We start from the raw sequence: 22379 nt of genomic DNA on the forward strand, positions 1-22379 counted from the left end.
AGTATGACCGACCGACTCCCCGAAATGATACGTCAACGCCTTGAGAAAGTGATCATGACAGTACCGGGCCCCGCCCTCAAGGAACTCTGTGAATGGCTGGAAGAGGTCAAAGAGGGCGGAGCGGACAGAGGATTTGACTCGCTGACTTTCAGGGCATATCGGGGAGAGGTCAGTAAGAGTACGGAACGGACGAGGAAGTAAGAGCTACAAGAACCGATTGACAGTAATACCGAATCGAATACAGGGCTAGATGGAAAAACCGGAGGCCAGTTTCGCTCTTGAAGACCCAAGAGTCGAGGCTGGCCTTTCGGGCTTAAGGAGGGAGATATGGGTAAGAACCGTTTCAAGGAAAGCGTAAAAGCCGAGGATCTACCCGATCGCGACTGCGCTAAGTGCGACGAGCCGGTGAGCAAATACGACACGGTCGGCGATTATTGCCCGGATTGCACGAGGGAGATACGCGAGGGCTTTTTGGCGAGGGCTAGGGCACTCACGATTTTCAATGCGGACGAGAGGCGTAAGCTGTTCGAGTTCATCCTACGCGCCGAGGCGTGGACGGTAGAACGTGTGAAAAAAGTCGAAGAGGCTGTCAAGGCACAGGAGGACGCGCCGGTAGTCAAACTCACTCTGCCGGAATCTAAGAACAAACCAACGGACGATAAGCCATATCCTCTGAGACGTTGGCCGCGAGCCGATAAACCCCAGGTCGCTAAAGTGCCATCTGCTGAAACTTCGCACCCCAAAGACGTCCCGACGTCTAAAGAGGCAATCCCCGAAATCTGTGATTACTGCTTGGACGATTACATACCGGAACGCGCGAATCAGGCAACGTGCGGCAAGCCCGAATGCGCTATGGCACATAGACGCTTAATAAAGAAAAGGGGAAACGACGCCTATCGTGCGAAATATCGGCATCTGAAACCTCCCAGCAAGCGCCGGCAAAACTTCGATGTTGTGCGCGTGAAGTTCCGCACTGCCGACGGCCGCGTATTCGAGGCCAAGGGTGAGCTCAAACTGGTCTTGTCTTACCGGGAAGGCGACTTAAACGAGGTCAACCCCTAATGCCGTCGATCGCGGAGATCCTTCGCAAACACACCCGGAAACGATTGGTCAAGGCGGGCTTGATCACGCATAAGCGACTGGAAAGACTGGCCGCCGGCAAAGATTTTGTCAGCGGATTAGAAGCGGAAGTGAACAAGAAGCTGGTTGAGGACGAGCTCAAACATATGACCGACAAGGACTTCGACAGGCTGATGCGGCAGGCGCCGGGAGCGGACAGATATAAGGGCAGGAGGTAGGCGGTGGATATCAAAAAAATAGCTGATGAATACGAGAAGATGAACCCGAACGATTACGGGTCAAGCCTCCTTAGGCGAACAGTGGACTTGCTTGTTCTCATAACCGAGCTCACGTCCAGCGAGCAAGAGTTGCGAGACTCTACCTATGGAGGGAGTGGCACCGGTAGGTCATGGCCAGGACCGAACGACGGGCAGGGTCAGAAGCAGTCCAGCAGGAAGCAATATAGGGAAGAAGAAGGCATTTACATAAAGAAAGAACGGTACTTTGGCATATCTAAGCAGGTTGATTACAAGAGGCGTAACGCTGTTGAGGATGTGAACGGGGCTATTTCGAAGGTTGAAGATGCGATTGGCCTCTTAGCTAGAACCTTGAGAAAGCCAAAACAACAGGAACAGCAGAAATGATGAATGAAAATAAACAATACAAGGTCAGAGCGGTCTTGACAGATATGGTATTCTTAAGATGTAGATTTGTCTCCACAATACGGCTCGGACTTCTTGTCCGGGCTTTTTTAATTCCATGACCCACTATTGCGAGATCTGTGGCAAGACGCCGGCAGAGAAACATCATTTCTTGACACGCAAACGCTGGGGTGCAGCTGCCTTGTGTCCGGAGAACGAGATATACCTTTGTTCGCGTGTTCCGTATTGGCATCATTCCGAGAGTCATAATCTCGGCCAGAAATCTTTTGCTGCAAAGTACGGACTTACTCAACGATTTGAATTAGCTCAGGAGACGGTATGGGAAAGGGCGCGTCATGGCTGACAATATCGATATAAGCGGAGATTCGGAAGCTGAGCCGATAGATGATGACTATGCAAGGCATAACCGTCAATACGTAAAAACCAATATGCCGACGGTTGATTATTCGCAGCCTCAGCCTTGCTATATCTATGGTCCGGACGGGCGTGTCATAAAGCGCGTCGAGCCTGTTGAGCCACCGTTTGGATTCAATCGATGAGCAAAGAGGGCGAGAGAACTTACAGCTTTGTAGCGTTCCCGCCTCCGAGTGGAAACATGATAGTGGGTGATGGGCAAGGTTCCTGTAAATTTACGGTCAGTGTCCCTGAGGCAGAGATGATCAAAGCGAACGAGGCTTACCTGGCGCTAATCGGTAAGGCATTCTTGGTGACTCTAACACCTGTTGATGTATCCAAGGGCGGCTTATCACAAGGCACCGGGCAGAACAATCATCTCGCGGCTTTGGTTGAGGACAACGCTGACCCGTTAGTCGAGTAGATATGCCAAACAAACTGAAGAAGCCATGCCGGCAGCCGGGTTGTCCTAACCTGACACACGACGGCTACTGCGAAGATCATAAGGATCAAGGCAGACAATACGACAGAGACCGCGGCGGATCCACAGAGCGCGGTTATGGGTCACGCTGGCAACGATACAGACGCTGGTATCTGAGGCACAACCCGATATGTGTTAGGTGTGAGCATCCAGCAACGGTTGTAGACCATATCATCCCTTTTAGACCTGGTGATGCTTTCTACGATCCAACTAATCACCAGGCTTTATGTACTACCTGTCATAACAGGAAGACGGCAACGGAGGATAGGCGATGAGTAAACTCGTTATCAAAGGTAAATCACTTACGGCGAACGGTCTTACATTTGAACTGGATGGCGTGCCTTTGAAACATTTAAGGGAACTGGACTTATCTATGAGTACTGAAGATGTGAATACTGTGACCCTAAAGATCCTTATAGACGAAATAGATTTTGATGCCGAGGCGCTTATTACCTTGCAAGCGTTGGTTGAAAAGAAGATGAAAGCCGATGAGGTTGTTAAGGTTTTCGGCATCAAGAAGCCATGAGTGATCTGGAGATTCGATTGGAAGCAAGAGTGAGACGCATGTGGTTAGTCCAGACGTTGATGTCTGTGGCTGTTGTTGTAAAACCATTTCTCAACAAATGTCAGACAACGTGGTTGGTCAATCGGATTGTAAATCTATTAGTAATGGAGATAAGAACAGGTAATACATGGAAGAGGCTAGACAGGCAATGAGCAAGCTGGAGATATTTAATAGAATCTTTCAAATAACAAGCTTCCGTTTATTCAAAGGCTGGAACGATGGCGCTCCTGACAGGATTGTCGTTTGGGGATTACAAGGGCCAGTGGTTCCAGGTACCGGTTGGACAAATGATTATTGTCCAATCTTTGGGCTACCAATAAAGCAGTACATCATATGGAAAAGCAAAGATGTTCTTCTCACACCATAACCAACAGGCGCTAGTCGCCTTAGAGATATAGAGAGTAACAAAGGATATAAGGAGCTGTAGCAATAACGGGTTAGGACAAACCTAAAGGTCACGTAATATAGGGGGGCGGGTAAAATACCTCCTGACCTGCTAACCCTAGACCGTTGGGCAGCTTCGCGCACTAAATCGGGAAATTGAAGTTTCTGAAAGGGATAGAATGAAGGGTCGCAAACCACTACCTACCAAGCTTCATGTGATTAATGGGAATCCATCAAAACTAAAGCTCAAAGAGCGAGAAGAACCAAAACCGGATACTACGATCCCGGCATGCCCGAGGTTCTTGTCAGGACCCGCAAAGTGGGAGTGGAAACGGATAGTACCTGAACTTGTTCGTTTGGGTTTACTTACGCAGGTAGACAAGGCCGCACTCGCCGCATATTGCGAGTCATGGGCTGTATGGAAGAAAGCAACAGATTACCTGGTCAAGAAGAAATGTCAAACGTACCCCATTTATGACGAGTTTGGTCAAGTTAAAGCCTTAAAGCCTTTGCCACAGGTTAAGATCGCCAACGATGCTCTTAAACAACTCCGCGCATTTTGTACTGAATTTGGATTAACTCCTTCAGCCAGAACAAGGCTCGGAACGTTCAACCCGCAGGAAGGAGTCGACCCGCTGGAAGAACTTATGAAGCGAAAGAGGGCGAAGCAATGAGATGCAGTATCCCTATCAAGATGACCCTCGTTACGACAAGGAAGTCGCGGACCATGCTGTCGACTTCATATCTTGCCTGACCCACACGAAGGGCCAATGGGCGGGTAAGCCGTTCAGGCTTCTCGACTGGCAAGAGCATTGTGTCATAAGACCTTTATTCGGGATTCTGAAGTCAGACGGGTTTCGACAATATCGAAAAGTCTATATCGAGATTCCTAAGAAACAAGGCAAAACTGAATTAGGCTCCGCCATCGCTCTTTACTTGTTGGCTGGTGATGGCGAAGAGGGTGCAGAGGTTTATTCCGCGGCCGCGGATCGAGAACAAGCGAGTCTGGTGTTCCGGCCGGCAGCTAAGATGGTGCGGAATTCGCGGTATCTTTCAAAACAGCTAAAGGTCCTTGATTCGCAACGGCGCATTGTTTATTACGGTGCCGATTCGTACTACCAGGTGCTGAGTTCGGATGTTAGGACAAAGCACGGTTTTAATGTCCACGGCTGCGTCTTTGATGAACTTCACGCCCAGCCGAACCGGGATCTGTATGACGTCCTGAGTGACGGGGCCGGCGACGCAAGACGACAGCCGGTGATGGTCTATCTCACTACGGCCGGGTATGACAAGAATTCGGTGTGTTGGGAAGTCCACGATTATGCGATTAAGGTCCGCGACGGGATTATTGATGATTCTGAATTCTTACCCGTCATATTCTCCGCCGGCGAACAAGACGATTGGTCGACTATTGACTGGACCGATGAAGAGATCTGGAAAAAGGCAAATCCGTCTTTAGGGCGCACGTTTGACATTGAGCGTTTAAGGGTCGCGTGCGAAGAGGCTAAGCAGGTCCCTTCGAAAGAAAACATATTCAAGAGGCTTCGTTTGAACATTTGGACCAGCCAAGAGACGAAATGGCTACCGATGAAACTGTGGGATGAGGCGGCCGGGGAGATAGATCTCGATAAGCTGAAAGGGCGGACGTGTTATGGAGGTCTTGATCTCGCATCGAGCATCGACATCGCCGCTTTCGTCCTGGATTTCCCGCTCGATGAGAACAAACATGCATGGCTACCGTTCTTTTGGATCCCGGCTGACAATATCGCGGACCGGGTCAAGAAAGACAAGGTCCCATATGACCAGTGGGTCAAGCGCGGATTTATCAAAGCAACCCCTGGCAACGTCATCAATTACGACACTATCGAAGCTGACATAGCGAAAATCGGCGAATTATACAAGATCAAAGAGATACCTTTCGACCGCTGGGGCGCTACGCAGATCAGTCAGCACTTAGACGATGCAGGATTCACGATGGTCCCGATGGGACAAGGGTTCGCGAGTATGGCTTCGCCAACCAAAGAAGTTGAGACGATGGTCATGCAGAAGCGTCTCATCCACGGCGGTCACCCGGTTCTGCGCTGGATGGCGTCGAACGTGGCCATAAAACAGGACCCGGCGGGGAACATGAAGCCCGACAAGAGCAGATCGAGAGAGCGGATAGATGGTATCGTGGCCGGCATCATGGCGGTCGACCGGGCACTCAGGCACAAGAACAAGAAGAGCGTCTATGACACGCGAGGCGTAAGGAGTATTGGGTGAGAATACAGGTCGGAAGATTCAGTCTCGAGATGCGCAGCCATCCGAGCAACCCGGATGCTAGGCTCTTGGAAATATTAGGATACGCACCATCCGCGTCCGGCAAATCAGTAACCGTCTCGAGCGCGATGGCTCATGCTGCTTTTTCTGCGGGCATCCGGGTTCTCTCCGAAGACATAGCGAGCTTGCCTGTCATAACCTATCGCCGACTCAAGCCTCGAGGCAAAGAACGCGCCTATGACCATCCGCTATATCCAATTCTGCATGATCAGCCGAACCCGGAGATGGACGCGTTCGTATTTCAGCAATTAAAGATTACGCACCTCAACCTTTGGGGCAATTTCTACGCTCAGATTATATGGGGCCGGGACGGATACCCGGCGCAGCTCTGGCCCTTGATGCCTGACCGGATGGAAGTCCGGCGAATCGGTGGGGAACTGACCTATTTCTATCAAAAAGACCCGGCGACAACGACCTATGTTGATCCGAGGACGGGCGAGAAGGTAATAGCTGACCCAAAGACCAGTATTGTTCCGCTACCAGCTGCGAATGTCTTCCACGTGAAGGGGCTGTCTTACAACGGGCTTATCGGGATAAGTCCGATCGGCTTGGCGCGTGAAGCGCTAGGACTGAGCATAGCGGCCGAGGAATACGGGGCGCGTTTCTTCGCCAATGACGCAAGACCCGGCGGTTATCTTGAAACCCCTGAAGCTTTATCTGACGAGGCCTATGAGAGATTGAAAAAAAGCTGGAAGGAGAGCCACGAGGGTTCGGAGAAAGCGCATACCTTCGACATTCTTGAAGAGGGCACAAAATTTCAAGAGGTCGGGATGCCCCCCGGGGATGCCCAGTTTATCGACACACGGCGTTTTCAACTTGAAGAGATCGCTCGGATACTCCGCATCCCGCCTCATCTCTTGCAGGATTTAGAAAGGGCGACCTTCAGTAATATCGAACACCAATCAATAAACTATGTAGTCTATAGCATCCGACCCTGGGCGCGGCGCGACGAGATGGCTATCCTGACCCAGTTGGTGCCGAAAGAACAGCGGACACAGATATTCGCCGAGCTCCTGGTCGATGGGCTCTTGCGCGGCGATACGGTAAGCCGCTATACCGCCTATGCACAAGCTAGGAATGCTGGTTGGATGAGTGCGGACGATATTTGCGAGATCGAGAATAGGAACCCGCTGCCGGATGGCCAGGGGAATATTTATCTCGTGCCGCTCAATATGGTATCGGCTGCCGATCTAGCGAATCCTCCGCCTCCGAAAGCGTCACCCAGTGCCGGGAGGGATGTCCGGAACATCCGAGCTATGACGCCCGATGACTGGGAGGAGCAATATAAAGAGGGAGCTGCTCATTGGGCTACTGATTTGACGCCATCCCTTTTCGCGCAAGAGTATGTCGAAAAGCTAAAAGACGAAGGTGTTAACGGCAAACTCCTGGAAATCGGCTGTGGCAATGGACGCGACTCTATTTTCTTTGCTCGGGCTGGATTCACGGTTACGGCCATCGATGTGGCGCCCAGTGCCATAAAGCTGGCAAAAGACAACGCGAAAGAGGCTGAAGTGGATATAAACTTCCAGGCAGCCAACGCGGAGGACCTGCCATTCGAGGACGGTTCCTTCAATGCTTTGTTCAGTTTGTCTACCTTACATGCCTCGAATTTGGCCAGGAGCATACCGGAAACGGCCCGGGTTCTGGTGAACGGTGGCCTGATGCTGGTTTATATCTACGGTAATACTGAGTCCGTTGACAGTAGTATTGAATTTTATACCACCGCTGACGATTTCATTAACCTGCTAAAGGCTTCCGGCTATGAAATCCTGGACTTCTATTCCGAGCAGGAAGACGAGTACGATGAGGCTGGCGAGAAGCATCAAATCCTGGTCGCACTAGTCAGAAAGGCGGGAGCCTGATGGGTCAATTCTGCAAGCCCAAAAAGGTTGATGGCCGTTACGTCTGCCAGGCGAAAAAGTGTCCGCACCGCATCCAAGACGGGGGCTGCTCGTTGGGCAAGGTATCCTTAAGCTGCGATAACGATTGGTGTAAATGGAACTTTGAGATTGCGCCCGGCAGGGGCGCCTGCCGGTCTATGGTTGCCCATCTCGACGCAGACGGCAAATGCCTGGGGGCCGAGCATTGAACCTGAGGAAAGCAACAGCCCAATTAAGGGTTGCCCGGATGAGTCGTAGGTCGGACACGGCAACCAGAGCCGAGAAGAGAAGTCGCGGCGCGCGCACGCGGTTGCGAAGTGCTTACAAGCCGATGTTCGTTGATGCGGTTACTCGTATTATCAGCCGCGAGGTAAAAGACCTTCGGGGTCTGGCCAAGAAACATCTGTTAAGAGGGAATATCGACGAATTCGACAAAGCATTGAGTCCCTACTATGACGATTTCCGCTCTCATATCGTCAAAGTCATGCTACCGGTCATGAGTTCTTATGGCGAAGCGATCCACGTGGAGGCGTCGGACGAGATAAATTCCGGCGTGAACCAGGGCGAAATCAACACTTTTGTCAGCAAGTATGCGGACATGTATGCGTCTCGTCATGTCGGTCGAAGTATCAAGAAAATACGGACGATACTGGACGATCATAGGAGTATTAGGGCTTCGGTCGATGACCTGAGTGCGATATCAGACGAGCTTGATGGCGAATTCGACGATTGGGAAGAAGAGCGGCCAGACCAAGACGCGATGAACGAGACAGTCCGCGAAGACAACGCCATCGCTAAAGAGACATTCGTCTTGGGCGGGATAACCACACTTGTCTGGCAGGCGAATGCTAACGCTTGTCCGATATGCCAGGAGATGGACGGGAAAGTCGTCGGTATCGACATGAATTTCTTAAGCGCCGGCGACGAGATGGATGTACCCGGCCTGGATTCACCGTTCGCGATAGAGAGTGACGCGGGTCATCCTCCTTTGCATGGAGGTTGTGTTTGTGAAATTTCTCCTGCTTAGAGCAGGGTATCTAGTATCAAAAACCACATAAAAGTCGCTTAGGAGCGATTCTGAAGCGAGTTAAAACGGCCTCTTATCAGGCCGTTTTTATTTTGCCAGGTCAGACAAGGAGGCAGATATGCCTGAATCAAGAAAAGCATCACCAAAAGGACAGATTGAGCGTCGGTTCTTGCCAGCGACTGAAGCCAGGCTTGTCACCGATGACGGTGGCAAGAAGATTATGGGTTATGCGGCCGTATTCAATCAGCTTTCAGAAGGTTTATATGGCTTCAAGGAAAAAATCACTCCCGGAGCATTCGCCAAGACCATCCAGGAAGCCGATATACGCGCCCTTTGGAATCACAATTCCGACAAAGTCCTGGGCCGGAACAAATCGGGGACATTACGGCTGGGCGAGAATGCTCACGGGCTTGCCATCGAAATTAACCCGCCCGAATCCGCTGCGGGCTATGTCGAGTCTATCGAGCGCGGCGATGTTTCACAGATGAGTTTCGGGTTCAGGGCGGTCAATGAGAGCTGGGAGGGTGATCAAGATGAGACGACCCGAACACTTCTTGAGGTCGAATTGTTCGATGTTTCTCCTGTCACTTACCCAGCCTACCCGCAGACGGACGTTGCTGTCCGTAGCAATCTGAAAGAAGTCGGCATCGATCCCTCGATGTTGTCCGGCATAATCTTCCGGGCCGAGAAAGGTTTGGAACTAAGCGATACCGACCACGACATCATCCAGGCTTCGATCGATGTCTTATCCCGCTATGTCAGGCACGAGCCGGGGAGGACTCCACTCGTACCCTTGAGCGTATTGCGGAAGAAGCTCGATTTGATCGAGCTAGACGTCTAGGTCGAGGCAATGATCATGAAAGACAAACAATAAGGAGGAACGATGGACGTAAAAGAATTAAGACGGAAGCGCGCCGGTCTCGTAATCGAGGCTAGGAAACTACTCGACTTGGCCGAGACAGAGAAGCGGGAACTGACCGCTGAGGAAACCGGCAGCTACGACAAGATCATGGCCGACGTGGGTACTATGCGTGCCAAGATCGACCAGGAAGAGAAACTTGCAGATGCCGAGCGTAGCATCGAAGGCATCGATGACAGGCAACCCGCCGTGAAGCCAGACCCGGAGGGTCGGGATGCTGACGGTAAAGGTGAGGTCGAGATGCGGGCGAAAGCCTTGCGCGGTTTCTTCCGTGGCGGCCTCCCGGTACTAAGTTCCGACGAACGTCGGGCGTTAGAGGCCGGTTCCGACCCGGCGGGTGGATATATCGTCACACCGCAACAGTTCATGACCACGCTGATCAAGGCGGTCGACGATGCAGTGCAGGTTCGCTCTCTGGCGACGGTCTATCCGCTCGCAAATGCTGAGAGCCTGGGCGTCCCTACATTGGATGCCGATCCGGCTGACGCGGACTGGACGACAGAGCTCGCAACGGGGTCTGAGGACTCCACGATGTCTTTCGGTAAGCGGGAACTCAAGCCGCATCCGATGGCCAAGCGCATCAAGATCAGCAACAGGCTGCTTAACGTAGCTGCACTGCCGGTCGAGAATATCGTAAGAGACCGGATCGCCTATAAGGTCGGTATCACCCAGGAGAAAGCGTTCATGACCGGGACTGGCGTCAGTCAGCCTTTGGGTCTGTTCACAGCATCGGCTGACGGCATCACGACCGCTCGTGACGTTTCTACAGGCAATACGGCGACTTCGATTCAGGCGGACGGGCTGATCGAGGCCAAATTCAAGGTCAAGGCGGCCTATCATCCGAAAGCGACCTGGCTGTTCCATCCTGACGCGGTCAAGCAGATCACGAAGCTCAAGGACGGAGACGGAGCTTATATCTGGCAGCCGGGGCTTCAGAACGCCCAGCCTGACGTGATCCTGGGACGTCCGTATGTCATGAGCGAATACGCGCCTAACACGTTCACGACCGGTCTGTATGTCGGACTGTTCGGCGACTTCTCTAACTACTGGATCGTCGATGCTCTGAACATGCAGATTCAGCGTCTGATCGAGCTCTACGCCGAAGCCAACCAGGTCGGCTTCATCGCTCGTTACGAGGGTGACGGTATGCCGGTTCTGGCCGAGGCATTTGCCCGCGTCAAGCTGGCATAAACGAACACCCCCTAAAGGAGGGAAAAGAAGATGGAACTTCACGACAATGTAAAAATCCTAAGGGCTATCAGCCCCGTATCCGGTGGTGCCAATGACACGGCATCTGTTAGTCAGGTTATCGACCGGGCCGGGTATGACGGGCTTGAGTTTGTTATTGCTCTCGGTTCACTGGCTGATGTCGACGCGACGTTTACAGTGCTCATCGAAGATGGGGCGACAACGGGTGTCACCGATGGCGCGGTCGCGGATGCATACCTGCTCGGCACAGAAGCCGGAGCCGGTTTTACGTTTGCAGACGATGACGGTGTCCGCAAGATCGGCTACAAGGGCAACAAGCGGTACGTCCGGCTGACGATCACCCCGGCTACTAACACCGGCGCGTGGCTACATTCGGCGGTCGCTGTTCTGTCCGAGCCGAGGAAGGCTCCTATCACGAGTCAGTCATAGTCCGTGCTCAAATGAGCTAGGCGGGGGCGGGGTTTGCCATAACCTCGCCTTCGCTGCAACCAACGGGAGGTAATAAAAATGGCGGATCCAACATATCAACCGAAAGTCTACCGCACCAACAACGGAGACAGGCAGGTCATCGCCAGCGGCGGCGAGCTTAAGGTCGAGACCGGCGGTAAGGTCGTCCCGAACTCGGGGACTCAAGCATCTCATGTTGCGGATGCGAGTGTGGCTCACGCTCTTAATGTGACCTTCAGCGATACTGAGGTCGAAGCGGCTCTCAATGCTCTGGGAACGAACATCAACTTTATCCTGGCTGCTCTTGAGGGCGCCGGCATCTTAGCGTCGAGTTAGGAGTCATCATGACAGTCCAGATAATAGCTAGTCAGCACCGACAGGTCGCAGTCGATATCGTCGAGCCAGCCGCCCAAACAAGCGCGAATGCTTATGCCGCGATCACTGGTGGCGATGTTGACGCCAGGATGTGGAGATCGGTCGCTATGACTGTCTTGGTCGCGACCAACACCATCAAGTGGACGGTCTACGGCGCTAATGCGTCCAACTTTTCTGATGAGGTCGTTGTTCAGGCCGAAGCGGTAGTGGCGGTCGGCGCCGCGGGAACTTACGCGGTAGCACAGGCTCCGTATTCCTACTATAGGGCGAAGATCGCGAGTAATGTCGCTGATACCCACGGCGTTGTGACTTATCGCGCAATCCTGAAAGGATGATGTGAAGTGAAAGTAAAAATGAGGACATTGGCTGCCGGGCCGGACGGTGTCAGACCGGCTGGTTCTGTGATAGATGTCACAGGAGCTGAAGGCCAGTCGCTTATAGATGGCGGCTACGCCGAAGCTCTGAACAAGGTAGTCGAGACCGCAACGGTATCGGCGCCAGAGAACCAGGACCTGCTCGACAAGCTGGAGAAGATGCGGGGCGGCTACTACAAGCTGCCTAACGGCGAGAAAGTGCATGGCAAGCGCAAGGCACTAGAGGTTTTGAGCGACATGGAAGCCGAATCGGTAGAGGAACCAGCCGAGCCGGAAGACGCTGAGGGCGAATAAACAAGTGCAGAGGTAATCGGGAGGGGGCCTAAGGCCCCTTTCCTTTTGGAGGCGATATGCGGATTAAAATGCTGACTACCGGCCCGAACGGTAATTATCGAAAGGGTCAGATAGTCGAGGTCGATGATAAACGAGCGGCTGTCCTGGTCAAGGCGAAGGCCGCAAAATATCTGGACGAGGATAATGAAGCCGACGGCAAGTAGGCTTATCACCGCGCCGACGATCGAGCCGGTCACGCTGATAGAAGCTAAAGCACATCTGCGAGTCACTACGACTGACGATGATACTTATATTTCCAGCCTGATCTCTAGCGTGAGAAGCTACGTCGAGACGACCGCGATCCGCCGCGCTCTTATCACTCAGACATGGGAAGCATATTTCGACGATTTCGACGATGAACTCCTTCTGCCATATCCGAGGTTGCAGAGCGTCACGTCTGTCAAATACAAAGACACCGCCGGTGTCGAAACGACTCTGGCTGCCACCGAATATATCGCTGATATACTTACGGAACCCGGGCGGGTCGTACTTGCTTATGGCAAGAGCTGGCCGAGCACATCGCTCTATCCGGTCAATCCGATCACCATACGATACGTGGCCGGATACGGTGTTGCTGCTACTGCCGTCCCGGAAGAGATCGAGCTGGCCATCAAGATCATGGTCGCCCATTTCTACGAGGCGAGAGAACTCTTTGCGGTCGGGACGATAGTCAGCAAGATCCCATTCTCGGCCAGGAATCTACTGGCGCCCTATAGGATACCGTCGTGAGAGCAGGGCAACTACGTCATAAAATCGTCATCCAGCAAGTGCTCTTATCACAAGACGCCTACGGGGCTTCGGTCGAGACGCTATCTACATTCGCTACAGTCTGGACTTCGATCGAGCCGATAAGCGGACGGGAGTATTTCGATTCCGCGAAGCTGAATGCCGAGATAACGCACCGCATAAGAATCCGTTATACGGCGGGCATCACTCCTGACATGAAAGTCCTTTTCGGAAGCCGGACATTCGACATCCTTAGTATCATCGACCGCGAGGAGCGGAACCGCGAGATGGAACTGATGTGCGCGGAGGTCGTCAAATGAGCACCCAGGTGATAGGCGAAGAGAAGCTGCTTGCTCAGCTGGCGGATATCGCGAAAGCTGTTCAGGGTGACGACTTAGAAGAGGCCGCTCAAGCAGGCGCCGATGTCGTCGAGGCGGGGGCTAAGGGACGTGTACAAGAACGGACAAGAAGGTTGAAAGACAGTATCCACACAGAAGTCTCGAAAAAGACGGAAACGCTCGTCGAGGTCGATGTAGCGCCAGACAAAAAAGAATTCTACGGCCAGTTCGTCGAGTTCGGCACGTCGAAGATGGGGGCCAAGCCTTTCATGCGCCCGGCCATCGACGAAAACGAGGATAAGGTCGCGGAGGCCGTCAAGACCACGCTTAAAAGCAAGATAGACGGCATAGGTGAAGGTTCATGAGCATCGAAGAGACACTTTTTACTCGTTTATCCACACACGCCGGTCTGATCGCGTTGGTGGCTGCGCGCATCTATCCGCTCGTCGCACCCGAGGGCGTAGCAGCCCCATTCGTCATCTACCAGCGGATATCTACCAGGGTTGTCCATGCGATGAGCACCGATCCCTCATTAGAATCTCCGCGCTTTCAGGTGTCGGCACGCGGGTCTAGCTACGCGAGTGCCAAAACGGTTGAGACACAGATACTTGCAGCCCTCAGAGACTACACGGATGCGACTATCCAGCGGGCGTTCTATGAGAATAAGGCTGATCTATACGAGCCGGATACGAAACTCTACCATATCCCGGTTGATTTTATTATTTGGCATATCTGAGAGGAGGTTAGTTAAGTATGGGTTCACCATACGTCCTAAAGAATTGTAAGCTTTATGTCGGCGGATTCAACCTGAGCGGCGACATGAGCAAGATGGCCGTTTCGTCGGGCCGTGATGCAAAAGACAAGACGGTTTTCACTCTCTCGACGAAGATCAGTGAGCCGGGCCTGTTCGAGAACGGTTTCTCGCACGAGGGATTCTGGCAGGCAGGCGACAACCCAGACCTGATAGACCACATTTTGTGGGACAAGATGGGTCTGGCCGACCAGGTCATGACCGTCTGCCCGACGGACGGTGCGCAGGGAGACCCGGCTTTCGTCATGAAGACGCTCCAGGCTCAATATGCTCCGGGTGCATCGGTCGGTGAGATGTTCAACTTCAAGGTGGCCGGTAAAGGCGACGACCTGGTCCGGGCGACTGTTATGGAGACCGGAGCCAAGACAGTCACCGGGAACGGTACGGCCCGGAATCTTGGAGCGGTATCGGCAAGCCAAAAGCTTTATTGTGCGATGCACGTCACGGCGGTATCCGGGACAACTCCGACGCTGAATGTGGTTATCGAATCCGATGACGCGGAGGCATTTACGACACCGATAACACGGGCAACATTCACGCAGGTAACAGCAATAAGCGCCGAGATGTTGGCGGCTGTAGTCGGGCCGATTACGGACACCTGGTTTAGAGCAAAATGCACCATCGCCGGCACGACTCCGAGCTTTACTGTGTTAATCACCGTCGGTATCCAGTAGCCCGAAATAGAACAGGACAAAAGAATACAAGCCAAAGGCACCTGATGGTGTCTTTTTTATTACACAAAAACGAGATGAGGAGGTAAGGAAATGCCAAGTCCATTCGTACTAAAAGACGCGAGCGTAGTCCTCAACGGCGTGGACTTAAGTGACCACGTAAAGCAGGTGGAGACACCTTACGAGGTAGCGGCGCAAGACGCTACCGCGATGGGCAGTAGTACCAAGAAGTCCATCCCCGGGCTCAAGGACGCGAAAGTCTCCCTCACGTTCCTGCAGGATTTCGCCACGGCCAAAGTAGATGCGACTATATGGCCGCTCTACAACGCTGGTACGTCCTTTGTGCTGGTCATCAAACCGACCAGCGCAGCGGTCTCTGCGACCAACCCGAGCTACACGCAGACCGTGTTCGTCAAGAATTACAACCCGATTTCGGGCGCGGTCGGCAGTATAGCCGATGTCAAGATTGATTTCGAGATTTCAAGCGGCGATGTCGTCCGGGCAACCACTTAAGGAGTGAGTGAATATGGCAAAGGTGAAATATCTCACCCGTGAGGATATCCTGGCGGCTGATGACATTCAGATCGAGGAAGTTATTATCCCCGAATGGGGCGGGAAGGTCAGGGTACGCGGGCTTTCCGGTACGGAGCGGGATGCTTTCGAGGCGACAATCCTGGACAACAAATGCAACGTGACAAAGAAGAACATAGAGAATCTTCGCGCGAAACTCGTCTCTCTCTCGGTAGTAGACGAAGCGGGGAATCGCTTGTTCTCCGATAACGACATCGTCGCATTAGGGGCAAAGAGTGCTCGTCCCGTCCAGCGCGTATTCAATATAGCGCAAAAACTCTCAGGGATATCGGAAGAGGATATCGAGGAACTGACAAAAAACTCCGAGAGCGACCAGAACGTATCTTCTATTTCCGACTCGCCAAAGAAATCGGATGCACAGTAGCGGAGCTTCTTGGTCGCATAAGCAGCCGTGAACTCACGGAATGGATAGCGTATCTCAAGCTCGAAGATGAATTAAGGGAAGATGCCGAACAGGACGCACGCCTGAAAATGGAAGCTGAACGGAACGCGAGAGGATAAGTGACTTAAAATCGCCACGTTGGCTACGCTAATTGTGAGGATAGCAGCAGATTCATCGGCATTTCAAACCCAGATGGCTAGCGTCGCCTCGACGACGAAGGCCGTCAGCGCGGGTTTTGCGACCGCCGGCGGTACCATGACCAAGCTTTTCACAGTGCCTCTAATAGCGGTCGGAGCGGTAGCTCTTGCCTCTGCTGTCGATATCGACAAAGCCAACGACATAATCCGCATAGCCACCGGCGCGACCGGGAACGACCTGAAGAAATTGGAGGACTCTTTCAAGACTGTCTTCAAGGGCGTGCCTAATGAGGCCGAGGCGGTAGGTCGCGCCATAGGGGACTTAAGTGTCCGGACGGGACTGACCGGCACCGCACTCGAAGGCATGGCGACACAGATGCTGAACCTGGCTACTATCACCGGGACTGACGTGAACACACTCATCCCGTTGACGACCCGCCTGTTCGGTGACTGGTCAATCGCTACCGAAGACCAATCCAAGACCCTTGACATGCTCTATAAGACCAGCCAGCAGACCGGCATCGGCGTGGCCTCTCTTGCCGAGACGGTCGTGCAGTTCGGTGCGCCTTTGCGCCAGCTTGGGTTCACCATAGAGCAGTCCACGGCGATGCTCGGCAAATGGGAGAAAGAGGGCGTCAATGTATCGACGGTGCTGACCGGTATGAAATTCGCATTGAAGACGTTTGCTAGAGAGGGTATAGACGCGCAAGAGGGCATGAAAAAATATACGCAGGCCATCAAGGATGCCGCGACCCCCGCCGAGGCTACGGGTATCGCCATGAAGATATTCGGGATGCGCGCCGGGCCGGACATGGCGGCGGCCATCCGCGAGGGGCGGTTTGCGACCGACGACCTGATTAAAAGCATAGCCGCCAGCCCGGATACGATAAACAAAGCGGCCTGGGCGACCTTCGATTTCGGCGAGAAGTTCGCAATCCTTAAACATAAGGCAGAGGTGGCCTTAGAACCGATCGGGAAGAAGCTTATGGATGTGCTGGCGTCTCTCGCACCGAAGCTCGAGAAGGCGGCTAAAGGGCTAGAGGGTATCATCGATGCGTTCTCCAAGATGAGTCCGAAGACACAGAACACTATCCTGGCAATCCTCGGAGCGGTGGCTGCTTTTGGGCCGCTTCTTGTGATAATCGGCAAGGTAGCTGGTGGAGTCAGTGTTCTATCGACTATTATCGGGGCCCTGTCGGGTCCAATCGGTTGGGTCATTCTAGCGATTGCTGCTTTGGTCGCAGTGGGTGTTCTCCTTTACAAGAACTGGGACAAGGTCAAGGAAGCGTTAAAGCCGGTCATCGACATGTTCAAGACGTATGTCCTGCCGGTACTCCAGCAGGTATGGGCTGTGATAAAGGGAAGTCTGTTGGCGGCCCTGGACAATCTGAAAAAAGCCTGGCATGACCTACAACCGGCATTGAAGCCATTGTTGCCGGTCCTGAAAGCCATTGCGATTGCCATCGGTATCGGACTGGTAGCTCCCATAGCGATCGGTATCGCCGCCATCATAGCGATCGTCGTGGTGTTTGCGAAGATCGTCGAAGCGGTCACCTGGGTCATTGCTCAGGTCACATATTTCTGTACACATTTCAGTGAGATCATGAATAGCCTGCCAGGGCTGATCGGCGAAGCTCTCGGTAACCTCGTAAGATTCATCATAGAGAAATTCACAGAGTTCGTGGCCGGCGCGATAAATATAGTCAGAAATCTACCGGGCCAGTTCAGCGATTTTATAAACCAGCTTCCTGGTATGGCAAGAGATGCCGGTAGCCAGCTCGTCGAAGGGTTTATGAGCTTTATCTCCTCTCTACCCGACAAGATAAGCGGCATTTGGAGCGGGATTGTGGATACCATTTCTGGCTGGGGTTCGGCTTTGTGGGATTTAGCTAAAGATGTCGCTAGCTCGTTTTGGGAGGGTTTTAAGAGCGGCCTCTATGGCTCACCAAAGACCAAGATCGAGTATGCACTCATCGATATGATCAAGAACAGCGGCAATCTTCTCGAGGGCTTCAAGGCGGACATGACAACGCGCTTTGTAGACTTGAACTTCCCGACTCCGGCATATGCTGGCGGGACCTCGACTATTCGGACTGACCGCGAGATCACTCGTGAGACATTCCCTGTAGACATATCTCTTGAAGTCGATGGGCGGGTGGTCTTGCAAAAACAGGTACAGCGGGCCGACCTCTTAAGGCGGGTGGGTTACCGTGGCTAACCAATATCTGAAACTCGGAGCCATCGACCTGACCCCTTTTATCGACGCTGATAACGGTATCTCATTCCCGGAACCGCCAAAAGTCGTCAACCGTTTTAAATACATCGACGCGCCCGGAAGTAAGGTCGTGAGTTGGTCTTACGACAATGCCGTCCGACAAATCAAGCTCATCCTCTCCGCCAATAGTTCCACGGCACTACTGACTCTCATCCGCTCGATCCTCATTGAGCTTGAAAAAGAGACGACGACATTATACTTCCGCCCGCAAGGGGCAACGGACAGCTACCAGACGACTGTCTATGGTTCTTCGACCTCGATGACTCGATACGATTATTTCTTTGTCAAGGCGAACCTAACTAAGATGGACTTGGTTCTCGAGACCGAACCGTTCTGGCAGATCCCCGATTCCTGGGAGACCCTCCACCCCGATCTCGTAGTACTAGGCGACTTCGAGGCCGGATATGGGTTTGCTCCGTTCGGCTGGAGCAGTTACGGTGCAGGCAACCCCTCGGAGAGGATCCAGACGAGCGGGGCGAAATACGGGGATTATTGCATGAAGATGACCTGGGTCGCGCAGACCGCCGAGAACGGGATGCAGCCGCAGATACAGATCCCCGCCACGAATAATTTTGCCGTCGGTGACACGCTCCGACTCTCCGGGTGGATCCATACGAACGGACTCTCGAACATCAAGGTCGTCCTCTATGTCCTTTTCGACAACCCTGGTGCGACGCGTGCCTACGCCGCGAACATCACGGCCAACGTGGCCGACTGGACTCAATACTCGGTCGATGTCGTAGTCCCGACCGGGGCTACGGTCGTGGATGTGCGCTGGGGCATGGAGCCCAACCCGACCAATGCCAGTGGCACCGCCTATTTCGACCGGGTAAAACTCATCAATCTGACCCAGAACTACTGGCGCTTCGACGACTCGCCGGCGCAGATCAATCTTAAGGACCTGACCGGGGACGGTGACTCATTCCCCTTGGTCCGTATATGGATAAAACCAAGGACCGGGCAGGGCAGCGTCTGGAAGGTCGGGACAAGGTCTGTTTTCAACGATGCTTTTCAAGGAGTCCTGAACAAGAGCATGACCTCAAGCGGGGTCGTAACCGATGTCACCTGCCATAGCGACGACAAGGTCGGCTACGGCGTGTTCGGGGACACTGTCGTGCCTAACACCGGGTTCGTCACCGTCTTCGACGCGAACCCGGATTATGTCTCCGACCGTTTCGGGCTCGAGACGCTGAAAAGCGTCTATCATGTATATGCCCGTCTCAGGTCCGCCGACACGGACCCGGACGGCGTGACCGTGAGATTGCAGCATCATTATAATCTCGACGCGTCGAACTATCTACCCAGCTCGGCGGGGAAACTGCTGGCGAACACGAACGAATGGCAGATCGTCTATCTCGGCCAGGTGGGCCTGCCGACCCCGGAGGGCCCGGTCACCGACAAGATGTGGGATGACTACTACCTGTGCCTCGAGGCCAAAGGCAGCGCGTTAGGGGCGGCGGGCACCTTTTATACGGATTACTTGCTTCTGATGCCGGATGACCGCTCATACCTCGAAGCCGCGCATGTCCTGGTCGCCGCCGGGCGGGCCGTACTGATCGATTCTCAGACCGCCAAGGCATACGACGTGAGCAATCTCGGCATGAACGACGGCACGGCCAAACCCATCGTCGTCGGGAACTTCCCCGATATGGGGCAGCAGGATGCCCACGTCATCATCCAGAGCTACGCCGCCGAGACCGCCGTACATGGGATCGACGTGATGATCAAAGTGGCCCGGCGCTTTGTCGGATTCAAGGGCGTGATCTAGGTGGCCCTGTCTGTCCAGGTCACAGGCATAGATGGGCGGGTATATCGCTGGGAGGAAGAGATATCGACCCTGAATTTCAGCAAGGGCGTCCCCGGCGGCTGCCTGACCGTCACGGCCGACCTACCTATCGCCAAACTTGCGAGACGTGATGATGCCCGCCTGTTCCAGGAGCTCAAGATATCCGAGGGAGCCGATTCCGTCTGGGAGGGCCGGATAGAGGGCGTGCCCCGGACATCATCGGCCGAGAACAGGAACATCACGGTGAACGCGCTCGGCTGGTGGGCGCACGCGAAAGACGAGATGGCGCCGAAGCGATACCTCGACGCGGATCTCGAGCACTGGGAGGACACCGGCTATGCGTCGGACTATTTCGGGGTCGACAAGGGCGACGACGACGACCCGATGCTGAAGATATGGCTGAACGGCGGTGTCACACCTCCGAACCTGTCAGCCCGGTCATACCGCTATCAGATGCCGAAATATTACTACAGCGACACGTTCCCTTCAGAGGAATGGCCGCGGTCCATCTCGTTCGACTACGTGACTAATTACGACAACGCACGGGTGACACTCCGTCTGATCGCTCTCCGCCCCGGTTATTTCTCGACGGAGGTCTGGCGTAACAACGTCTACGGGTCCTCGTCGGGGTCGGCCACGGTCGCCCTGCCGGATCACACGCGCCAGATCTGGGTGGAGTTCTTTGTCCACAGTGGCTCGTTCTTGTACCCGTATCCAACGGGCGAATGGTACGGGCTCATCAAGAACGTCAAGGTATGCGGCCTGACTACGGGTGCGACGACAACAGTCTCCAACGTCATCTCGAACCTTCTGGCGCTGTGCCCGAAATGGTCGACCGACTACTCGAAGATCGCGAACATAACCCGCGTGGTGAACAACCTCGTCTTCGACGACCCGAAGTACGCCCAGGATATGATCCTGGAGACTATCGGGCTGGACAAGGGCATGTGGAACATCGGTATATGGAAAGATAAGATGTTGGAAGTCGCGCTGCATGACCAGTTGACGGTCCATTACAACATCACGACCGCCGAGGCTGAAATAAGCGACACCGGCGAGAGCTCGGAGCAGACGTACAATAAAGCCTACTGCTCCTTCGAGCATCCACTTTTCGGCAAGGTCTACGCCAAGGCGACGCAGGCACAGCCCGACCTGGATACGCACTCAACGACCCGGGCGGGCATGATATCCAGCTCCTCTCACCTGGCCAGCGAGGTCGCGACCGACTTAGCGACGTTCCTGGCCAATCACAACAGACCCCGCTTCATGGGAGATATCAGCGTCCCCGGGGTGCGAGACGCGAACAACAACTGGGTGCCGTTCTCGAGAATCGAGGTCGGTAGGAACATCAGGATAACCGATCTGGACATACCCGAACCGACCGCGACAAGCGTGCTGGATGGGAAGACGACGTTCCGTATCGTGTTCGCTGAATACGACTATGTGAATCGACGTGTAAAACTCTCACTAGATACTCCGCCGCGATTAGGCATGGGGTTCGCGCCTGTCGCGCCGGACCCGTGGCAAGAGAAACAGGGGTGGCCGTGGTGGTTGTTGTAGATGGCTGATTATATCCATAAGGGTCTTACGATAACGCCGCTGGGCGGGCTGAAAGCCCACATCGAAGCGGGCCGGGTCGTCATCGGCGGCACGGGCTACGATACGGCGGTCGTCCGCGATAAAGTCTTTACCGCGAGCAAAGACATCTATGTCGATGTCGGGACTGATTCGGTCATCGACTACAACGAGGTCGTCAACAATGCGGCTGCGCCGTCGCTTGCTGCGAACCATATCCGCATAGCCAGGGTCGTCACGGGTGCGGACGCGATAACCTTAGGCGGGGTCGTCTATCTTGCGGTGTTGGCCACTGAAGCCTGGATAGCCCCGACACTTACAAACCTCTGGGTTAATTATGGTGGTGGGTTTGCTCCCGCAGGGTTTTATAAAGATGGTTTCGAGAGAGTTTACCTTAGGGGATTGCTAAAAGCCGGGACTCTTGGCCAGGCCGCCCTCACTCTACCTGCTGGTTGCAGGCCGGCCTATGACGAGATTTTAATGGGAGTGTCTGATACTGGCGCGACAGTCGGCTACGGTGAGGTCAGGATTTATACCACAGGTGCCGTTGTCCCGCAGTCAGGGATGGGGAATACCTGGTTTTCGTTAAGTGGCATAACTTTCAGGGCGGCGTAATAACAATAGTCGGGATGGTCATAACGACCGACGCATAAGGGAGGC

At 53.8% G+C, this 22379-nt stretch carries 31 protein-coding genes; all 31 read left to right on the forward strand.

The window, feature by feature from the left end; translation table 11 throughout:
• Positions 1–3: 3 nt before the first annotated feature.
• The 31 genes from WC891_02895 (at position 4) to WC891_03045 (ending at position 22334) form a co-directional block, all read left to right on the forward strand.
• A complete protein-coding gene (locus WC891_02895) occupies positions 4–201 on the forward strand; it encodes a hypothetical protein (GenBank protein ID MFA5866894.1) in 198 nt (65 codons plus the stop codon).
• 126 nt (positions 202–327) lie between these two features.
• A complete protein-coding gene (locus WC891_02900) occupies positions 328–1062 on the forward strand; it encodes a hypothetical protein (protein MFA5866895.1) in 735 nt (244 codons plus the stop codon).
• On the forward strand, positions 1062–1298 hold the full coding sequence (locus tag WC891_02905; protein MFA5866896.1) for a hypothetical protein: 237 nt from the start codon (positions 1062–1064) through the stop codon (positions 1296–1298). The genes WC891_02900 and WC891_02905 overlap by 1 nt, the downstream gene beginning before the upstream one ends.
• A 3-nt stretch (positions 1299–1301) precedes the next feature.
• Positions 1302–1703: a hypothetical protein gene (locus WC891_02910; protein ID MFA5866897.1), complete on the forward strand. Its 402-nt coding sequence runs from the start codon at positions 1302–1304 to the stop codon at positions 1701–1703.
• 353 nt (positions 1704–2056) lie between these two features.
• Positions 2057–2260: a hypothetical protein gene (locus WC891_02915; GenBank protein ID MFA5866898.1), complete on the forward strand. Its 204-nt coding sequence runs from the start codon at positions 2057–2059 to the stop codon at positions 2258–2260.
• Between the two features lie 116 nt (positions 2261–2376).
• A complete protein-coding gene (locus tag WC891_02920; protein ID MFA5866899.1) occupies positions 2377–2538 on the forward strand; it encodes a hypothetical protein in 162 nt (53 codons plus the stop codon).
• Between the two features lie 2 nt (positions 2539–2540).
• Positions 2541–2870, forward strand: coding sequence for an HNH endonuclease (locus WC891_02925; GenBank protein ID MFA5866900.1), 330 nt, complete (start codon positions 2541–2543; stop codon positions 2868–2870).
• Positions 2867–3121, forward strand: coding sequence for a hypothetical protein (locus tag WC891_02930; GenBank protein ID MFA5866901.1), 255 nt, complete (start codon positions 2867–2869; stop codon positions 3119–3121). The genes WC891_02925 and WC891_02930 overlap by 4 nt, the downstream gene beginning before the upstream one ends.
• A 602-nt stretch (positions 3122–3723) precedes the next feature.
• The gene (locus tag WC891_02935) at positions 3724–4218 is read left to right on the forward strand and encodes a phage terminase small subunit P27 family (protein MFA5866902.1); all 495 of its coding nucleotides are present in this window, start codon (positions 3724–3726) and stop codon (positions 4216–4218) included.
• A gap of 1 nt (position 4219) precedes the next feature.
• The gene (locus WC891_02940; GenBank protein MFA5866903.1) at positions 4220–5806 is read left to right on the forward strand and encodes a terminase TerL endonuclease subunit; all 1587 of its coding nucleotides are present in this window, start codon (positions 4220–4222) and stop codon (positions 5804–5806) included.
• Positions 5803–7725 (forward strand): phage portal protein, encoded by a 1923-nt coding sequence (locus tag WC891_02945; GenBank protein MFA5866904.1) that lies wholly within the window; start codon positions 5803–5805, stop codon positions 7723–7725. Before WC891_02940 ends, WC891_02945 begins: the two co-directional genes overlap by 4 nt.
• Positions 7725–7952 carry a hypothetical protein gene (locus WC891_02950; protein ID MFA5866905.1) on the forward strand — a complete coding sequence of 76 codons (228 nt, stop codon included), beginning with the start codon at positions 7725–7727 and terminating at the stop codon, positions 7950–7952. Before WC891_02945 ends, WC891_02950 begins: the two co-directional genes overlap by 1 nt.
• Positions 7953–7990: 38 nt before the next feature.
• A complete protein-coding gene (locus WC891_02955; protein MFA5866906.1) occupies positions 7991–8770 on the forward strand; it encodes a hypothetical protein in 780 nt (259 codons plus the stop codon).
• 118 nt (positions 8771–8888) lie between these two features.
• Positions 8889–9611 carry an HK97 family phage prohead protease gene (locus WC891_02960; protein MFA5866907.1) on the forward strand — a complete coding sequence of 241 codons (723 nt, stop codon included), beginning with the start codon at positions 8889–8891 and terminating at the stop codon, positions 9609–9611.
• Between the two features lie 42 nt (positions 9612–9653).
• Entirely contained in the window at positions 9654–10880 is a 1227-nt protein-coding gene (locus tag WC891_02965; protein ID MFA5866908.1) for a phage major capsid protein, read from the forward strand.
• 30 nt (positions 10881–10910) lie between these two features.
• Positions 10911–11327, forward strand: a complete 417-nt coding sequence (locus WC891_02970; GenBank protein ID MFA5866909.1) for a hypothetical protein — start codon at positions 10911–10913, stop codon at positions 11325–11327.
• A 78-nt stretch (positions 11328–11405) separates the two neighbouring features.
• On the forward strand, positions 11406–11681 hold the full coding sequence (locus WC891_02975; protein ID MFA5866910.1) for a hypothetical protein: 276 nt from the start codon (positions 11406–11408) through the stop codon (positions 11679–11681).
• Positions 11682–11689: 8 nt separating this feature from the next.
• Positions 11690–12055, forward strand: a complete 366-nt coding sequence (locus WC891_02980) for a hypothetical protein (protein ID MFA5866911.1) — start codon at positions 11690–11692, stop codon at positions 12053–12055.
• 6 nt (positions 12056–12061) lie between these two features.
• Entirely contained in the window at positions 12062–12388 is a 327-nt protein-coding gene (locus WC891_02985; GenBank protein MFA5866912.1) for a hypothetical protein, read from the forward strand.
• 56 nt (positions 12389–12444) lie between these two features.
• The gene (locus WC891_02990; GenBank protein MFA5866913.1) at positions 12445–12591 is read left to right on the forward strand and encodes a hypothetical protein; all 147 of its coding nucleotides are present in this window, start codon (positions 12445–12447) and stop codon (positions 12589–12591) included.
• Positions 12572–13156: a head-tail connector protein gene (locus WC891_02995; GenBank protein ID MFA5866914.1), complete on the forward strand. Its 585-nt coding sequence runs from the start codon at positions 12572–12574 to the stop codon at positions 13154–13156. Before WC891_02990 ends, WC891_02995 begins: the two co-directional genes overlap by 20 nt.
• Positions 13153–13473, forward strand: coding sequence for a phage head closure protein (locus WC891_03000; protein ID MFA5866915.1), 321 nt, complete (start codon positions 13153–13155; stop codon positions 13471–13473). The genes WC891_02995 and WC891_03000 overlap by 4 nt, the downstream gene beginning before the upstream one ends.
• Positions 13470–13856: an HK97-gp10 family putative phage morphogenesis protein gene (locus tag WC891_03005; protein ID MFA5866916.1), complete on the forward strand. Its 387-nt coding sequence runs from the start codon at positions 13470–13472 to the stop codon at positions 13854–13856. The genes WC891_03000 and WC891_03005 overlap by 4 nt, the downstream gene beginning before the upstream one ends.
• The gene (locus WC891_03010) at positions 13853–14227 is read left to right on the forward strand and encodes a DUF3168 domain-containing protein (protein MFA5866917.1); all 375 of its coding nucleotides are present in this window, start codon (positions 13853–13855) and stop codon (positions 14225–14227) included. Before WC891_03005 ends, WC891_03010 begins: the two co-directional genes overlap by 4 nt.
• A gap of 17 nt (positions 14228–14244) precedes the next feature.
• A complete protein-coding gene (locus WC891_03015) occupies positions 14245–14976 on the forward strand; it encodes a hypothetical protein (GenBank protein ID MFA5866918.1) in 732 nt (243 codons plus the stop codon).
• A gap of 90 nt (positions 14977–15066) precedes the next feature.
• Positions 15067–15486 carry a radical SAM protein gene (locus WC891_03020; protein ID MFA5866919.1) on the forward strand — a complete coding sequence of 140 codons (420 nt, stop codon included), beginning with the start codon at positions 15067–15069 and terminating at the stop codon, positions 15484–15486.
• A gap of 13 nt (positions 15487–15499) precedes the next feature.
• The gene (locus WC891_03025) at positions 15500–15928 is read left to right on the forward strand and encodes a hypothetical protein (protein MFA5866920.1); all 429 of its coding nucleotides are present in this window, start codon (positions 15500–15502) and stop codon (positions 15926–15928) included.
• Between the two features lie 156 nt (positions 15929–16084).
• Positions 16085–18301 carry a phage tail tape measure protein gene (locus WC891_03030; GenBank protein ID MFA5866921.1) on the forward strand — a complete coding sequence of 739 codons (2217 nt, stop codon included), beginning with the start codon at positions 16085–16087 and terminating at the stop codon, positions 18299–18301.
• Positions 18294–20126, forward strand: a complete 1833-nt coding sequence (locus WC891_03035; GenBank protein MFA5866922.1) for a hypothetical protein — start codon at positions 18294–18296, stop codon at positions 20124–20126. Before WC891_03030 ends, WC891_03035 begins: the two co-directional genes overlap by 8 nt.
• Entirely contained in the window at positions 20127–21704 is a 1578-nt protein-coding gene (locus WC891_03040; GenBank protein ID MFA5866923.1) for a hypothetical protein, read from the forward strand.
• A complete protein-coding gene (locus WC891_03045; GenBank protein MFA5866924.1) occupies positions 21705–22334 on the forward strand; it encodes a hypothetical protein in 630 nt (209 codons plus the stop codon).
• Positions 22335–22379: the final 45 nt, after the last annotated feature.

Source organism: Actinomycetota bacterium, assembly GCA_041658625.1.
Classification (GTDB): Bacteria; Actinomycetota; JAHEXW01; order JAHEXW01; family JAHEXW01; genus JBAZZW01.

What these genes read in the sequence shown, in the direction of transcription:
- WC891_02895 (MFA5866894.1), top strand. Translation starts at nt 4, where the DNA reads ATGACCGACCGACTCCCCGAAATGATACGTCAACGCCTTGAGAAAGTG.
- WC891_02900 (MFA5866895.1), top strand. Translation starts at nt 328, where the DNA reads ATGGGTAAGAACCGTTTCAAGGAAAGCGTAAAAGCCGAGGATCTACCC.
- WC891_02905 (MFA5866896.1), top strand. Translation starts at nt 1,062, where the DNA reads ATGCCGTCGATCGCGGAGATCCTTCGCAAACACACCCGGAAACGATTG.
- WC891_02915 (MFA5866898.1), top strand. Translation starts at nt 2,057, where the DNA reads ATGGCTGACAATATCGATATAAGCGGAGATTCGGAAGCTGAGCCGATA.
- WC891_02920 (MFA5866899.1), top strand. Translation starts at nt 2,377, where the DNA reads ATGATCAAAGCGAACGAGGCTTACCTGGCGCTAATCGGTAAGGCATTC.
- WC891_02925 (MFA5866900.1), top strand. Translation starts at nt 2,541, where the DNA reads ATGCCAAACAAACTGAAGAAGCCATGCCGGCAGCCGGGTTGTCCTAAC.
- WC891_02930 (MFA5866901.1), top strand. Translation starts at nt 2,867, where the DNA reads ATGAGTAAACTCGTTATCAAAGGTAAATCACTTACGGCGAACGGTCTT.
- WC891_02935 (MFA5866902.1), top strand. Translation starts at nt 3,724, where the DNA reads ATGAAGGGTCGCAAACCACTACCTACCAAGCTTCATGTGATTAATGGG.
- WC891_02940 (MFA5866903.1), top strand. Translation starts at nt 4,220, where the DNA reads ATGCAGTATCCCTATCAAGATGACCCTCGTTACGACAAGGAAGTCGCG.
- WC891_02950 (MFA5866905.1), top strand. Translation starts at nt 7,725, where the DNA reads ATGGGTCAATTCTGCAAGCCCAAAAAGGTTGATGGCCGTTACGTCTGC.
- WC891_02955 (MFA5866906.1), top strand. Translation starts at nt 7,991, where the DNA reads ATGAGTCGTAGGTCGGACACGGCAACCAGAGCCGAGAAGAGAAGTCGC.
- WC891_02960 (MFA5866907.1), top strand. Translation starts at nt 8,889, where the DNA reads ATGCCTGAATCAAGAAAAGCATCACCAAAAGGACAGATTGAGCGTCGG.
- WC891_02965 (MFA5866908.1), top strand. Translation starts at nt 9,654, where the DNA reads ATGGACGTAAAAGAATTAAGACGGAAGCGCGCCGGTCTCGTAATCGAG.
- WC891_02970 (MFA5866909.1), top strand. Translation starts at nt 10,911, where the DNA reads ATGGAACTTCACGACAATGTAAAAATCCTAAGGGCTATCAGCCCCGTA.
- WC891_02975 (MFA5866910.1), top strand. Translation starts at nt 11,406, where the DNA reads ATGGCGGATCCAACATATCAACCGAAAGTCTACCGCACCAACAACGGA.
- WC891_02980 (MFA5866911.1), top strand. Translation starts at nt 11,690, where the DNA reads ATGACAGTCCAGATAATAGCTAGTCAGCACCGACAGGTCGCAGTCGAT.
- WC891_02990 (MFA5866913.1), top strand. Translation starts at nt 12,445, where the DNA reads ATGCGGATTAAAATGCTGACTACCGGCCCGAACGGTAATTATCGAAAG.
- WC891_02995 (MFA5866914.1), top strand. Translation starts at nt 12,572, where the DNA reads ATGAAGCCGACGGCAAGTAGGCTTATCACCGCGCCGACGATCGAGCCG.
- WC891_03005 (MFA5866916.1), top strand. Translation starts at nt 13,470, where the DNA reads ATGAGCACCCAGGTGATAGGCGAAGAGAAGCTGCTTGCTCAGCTGGCG.
- WC891_03010 (MFA5866917.1), top strand. Translation starts at nt 13,853, where the DNA reads ATGAGCATCGAAGAGACACTTTTTACTCGTTTATCCACACACGCCGGT.
- WC891_03015 (MFA5866918.1), top strand. Translation starts at nt 14,245, where the DNA reads ATGGGTTCACCATACGTCCTAAAGAATTGTAAGCTTTATGTCGGCGGA.
- WC891_03020 (MFA5866919.1), top strand. Translation starts at nt 15,067, where the DNA reads ATGCCAAGTCCATTCGTACTAAAAGACGCGAGCGTAGTCCTCAACGGC.
- WC891_03025 (MFA5866920.1), top strand. Translation starts at nt 15,500, where the DNA reads ATGGCAAAGGTGAAATATCTCACCCGTGAGGATATCCTGGCGGCTGAT.
- WC891_03045 (MFA5866924.1), top strand. Translation starts at nt 21,705, where the DNA reads ATGGCTGATTATATCCATAAGGGTCTTACGATAACGCCGCTGGGCGGG.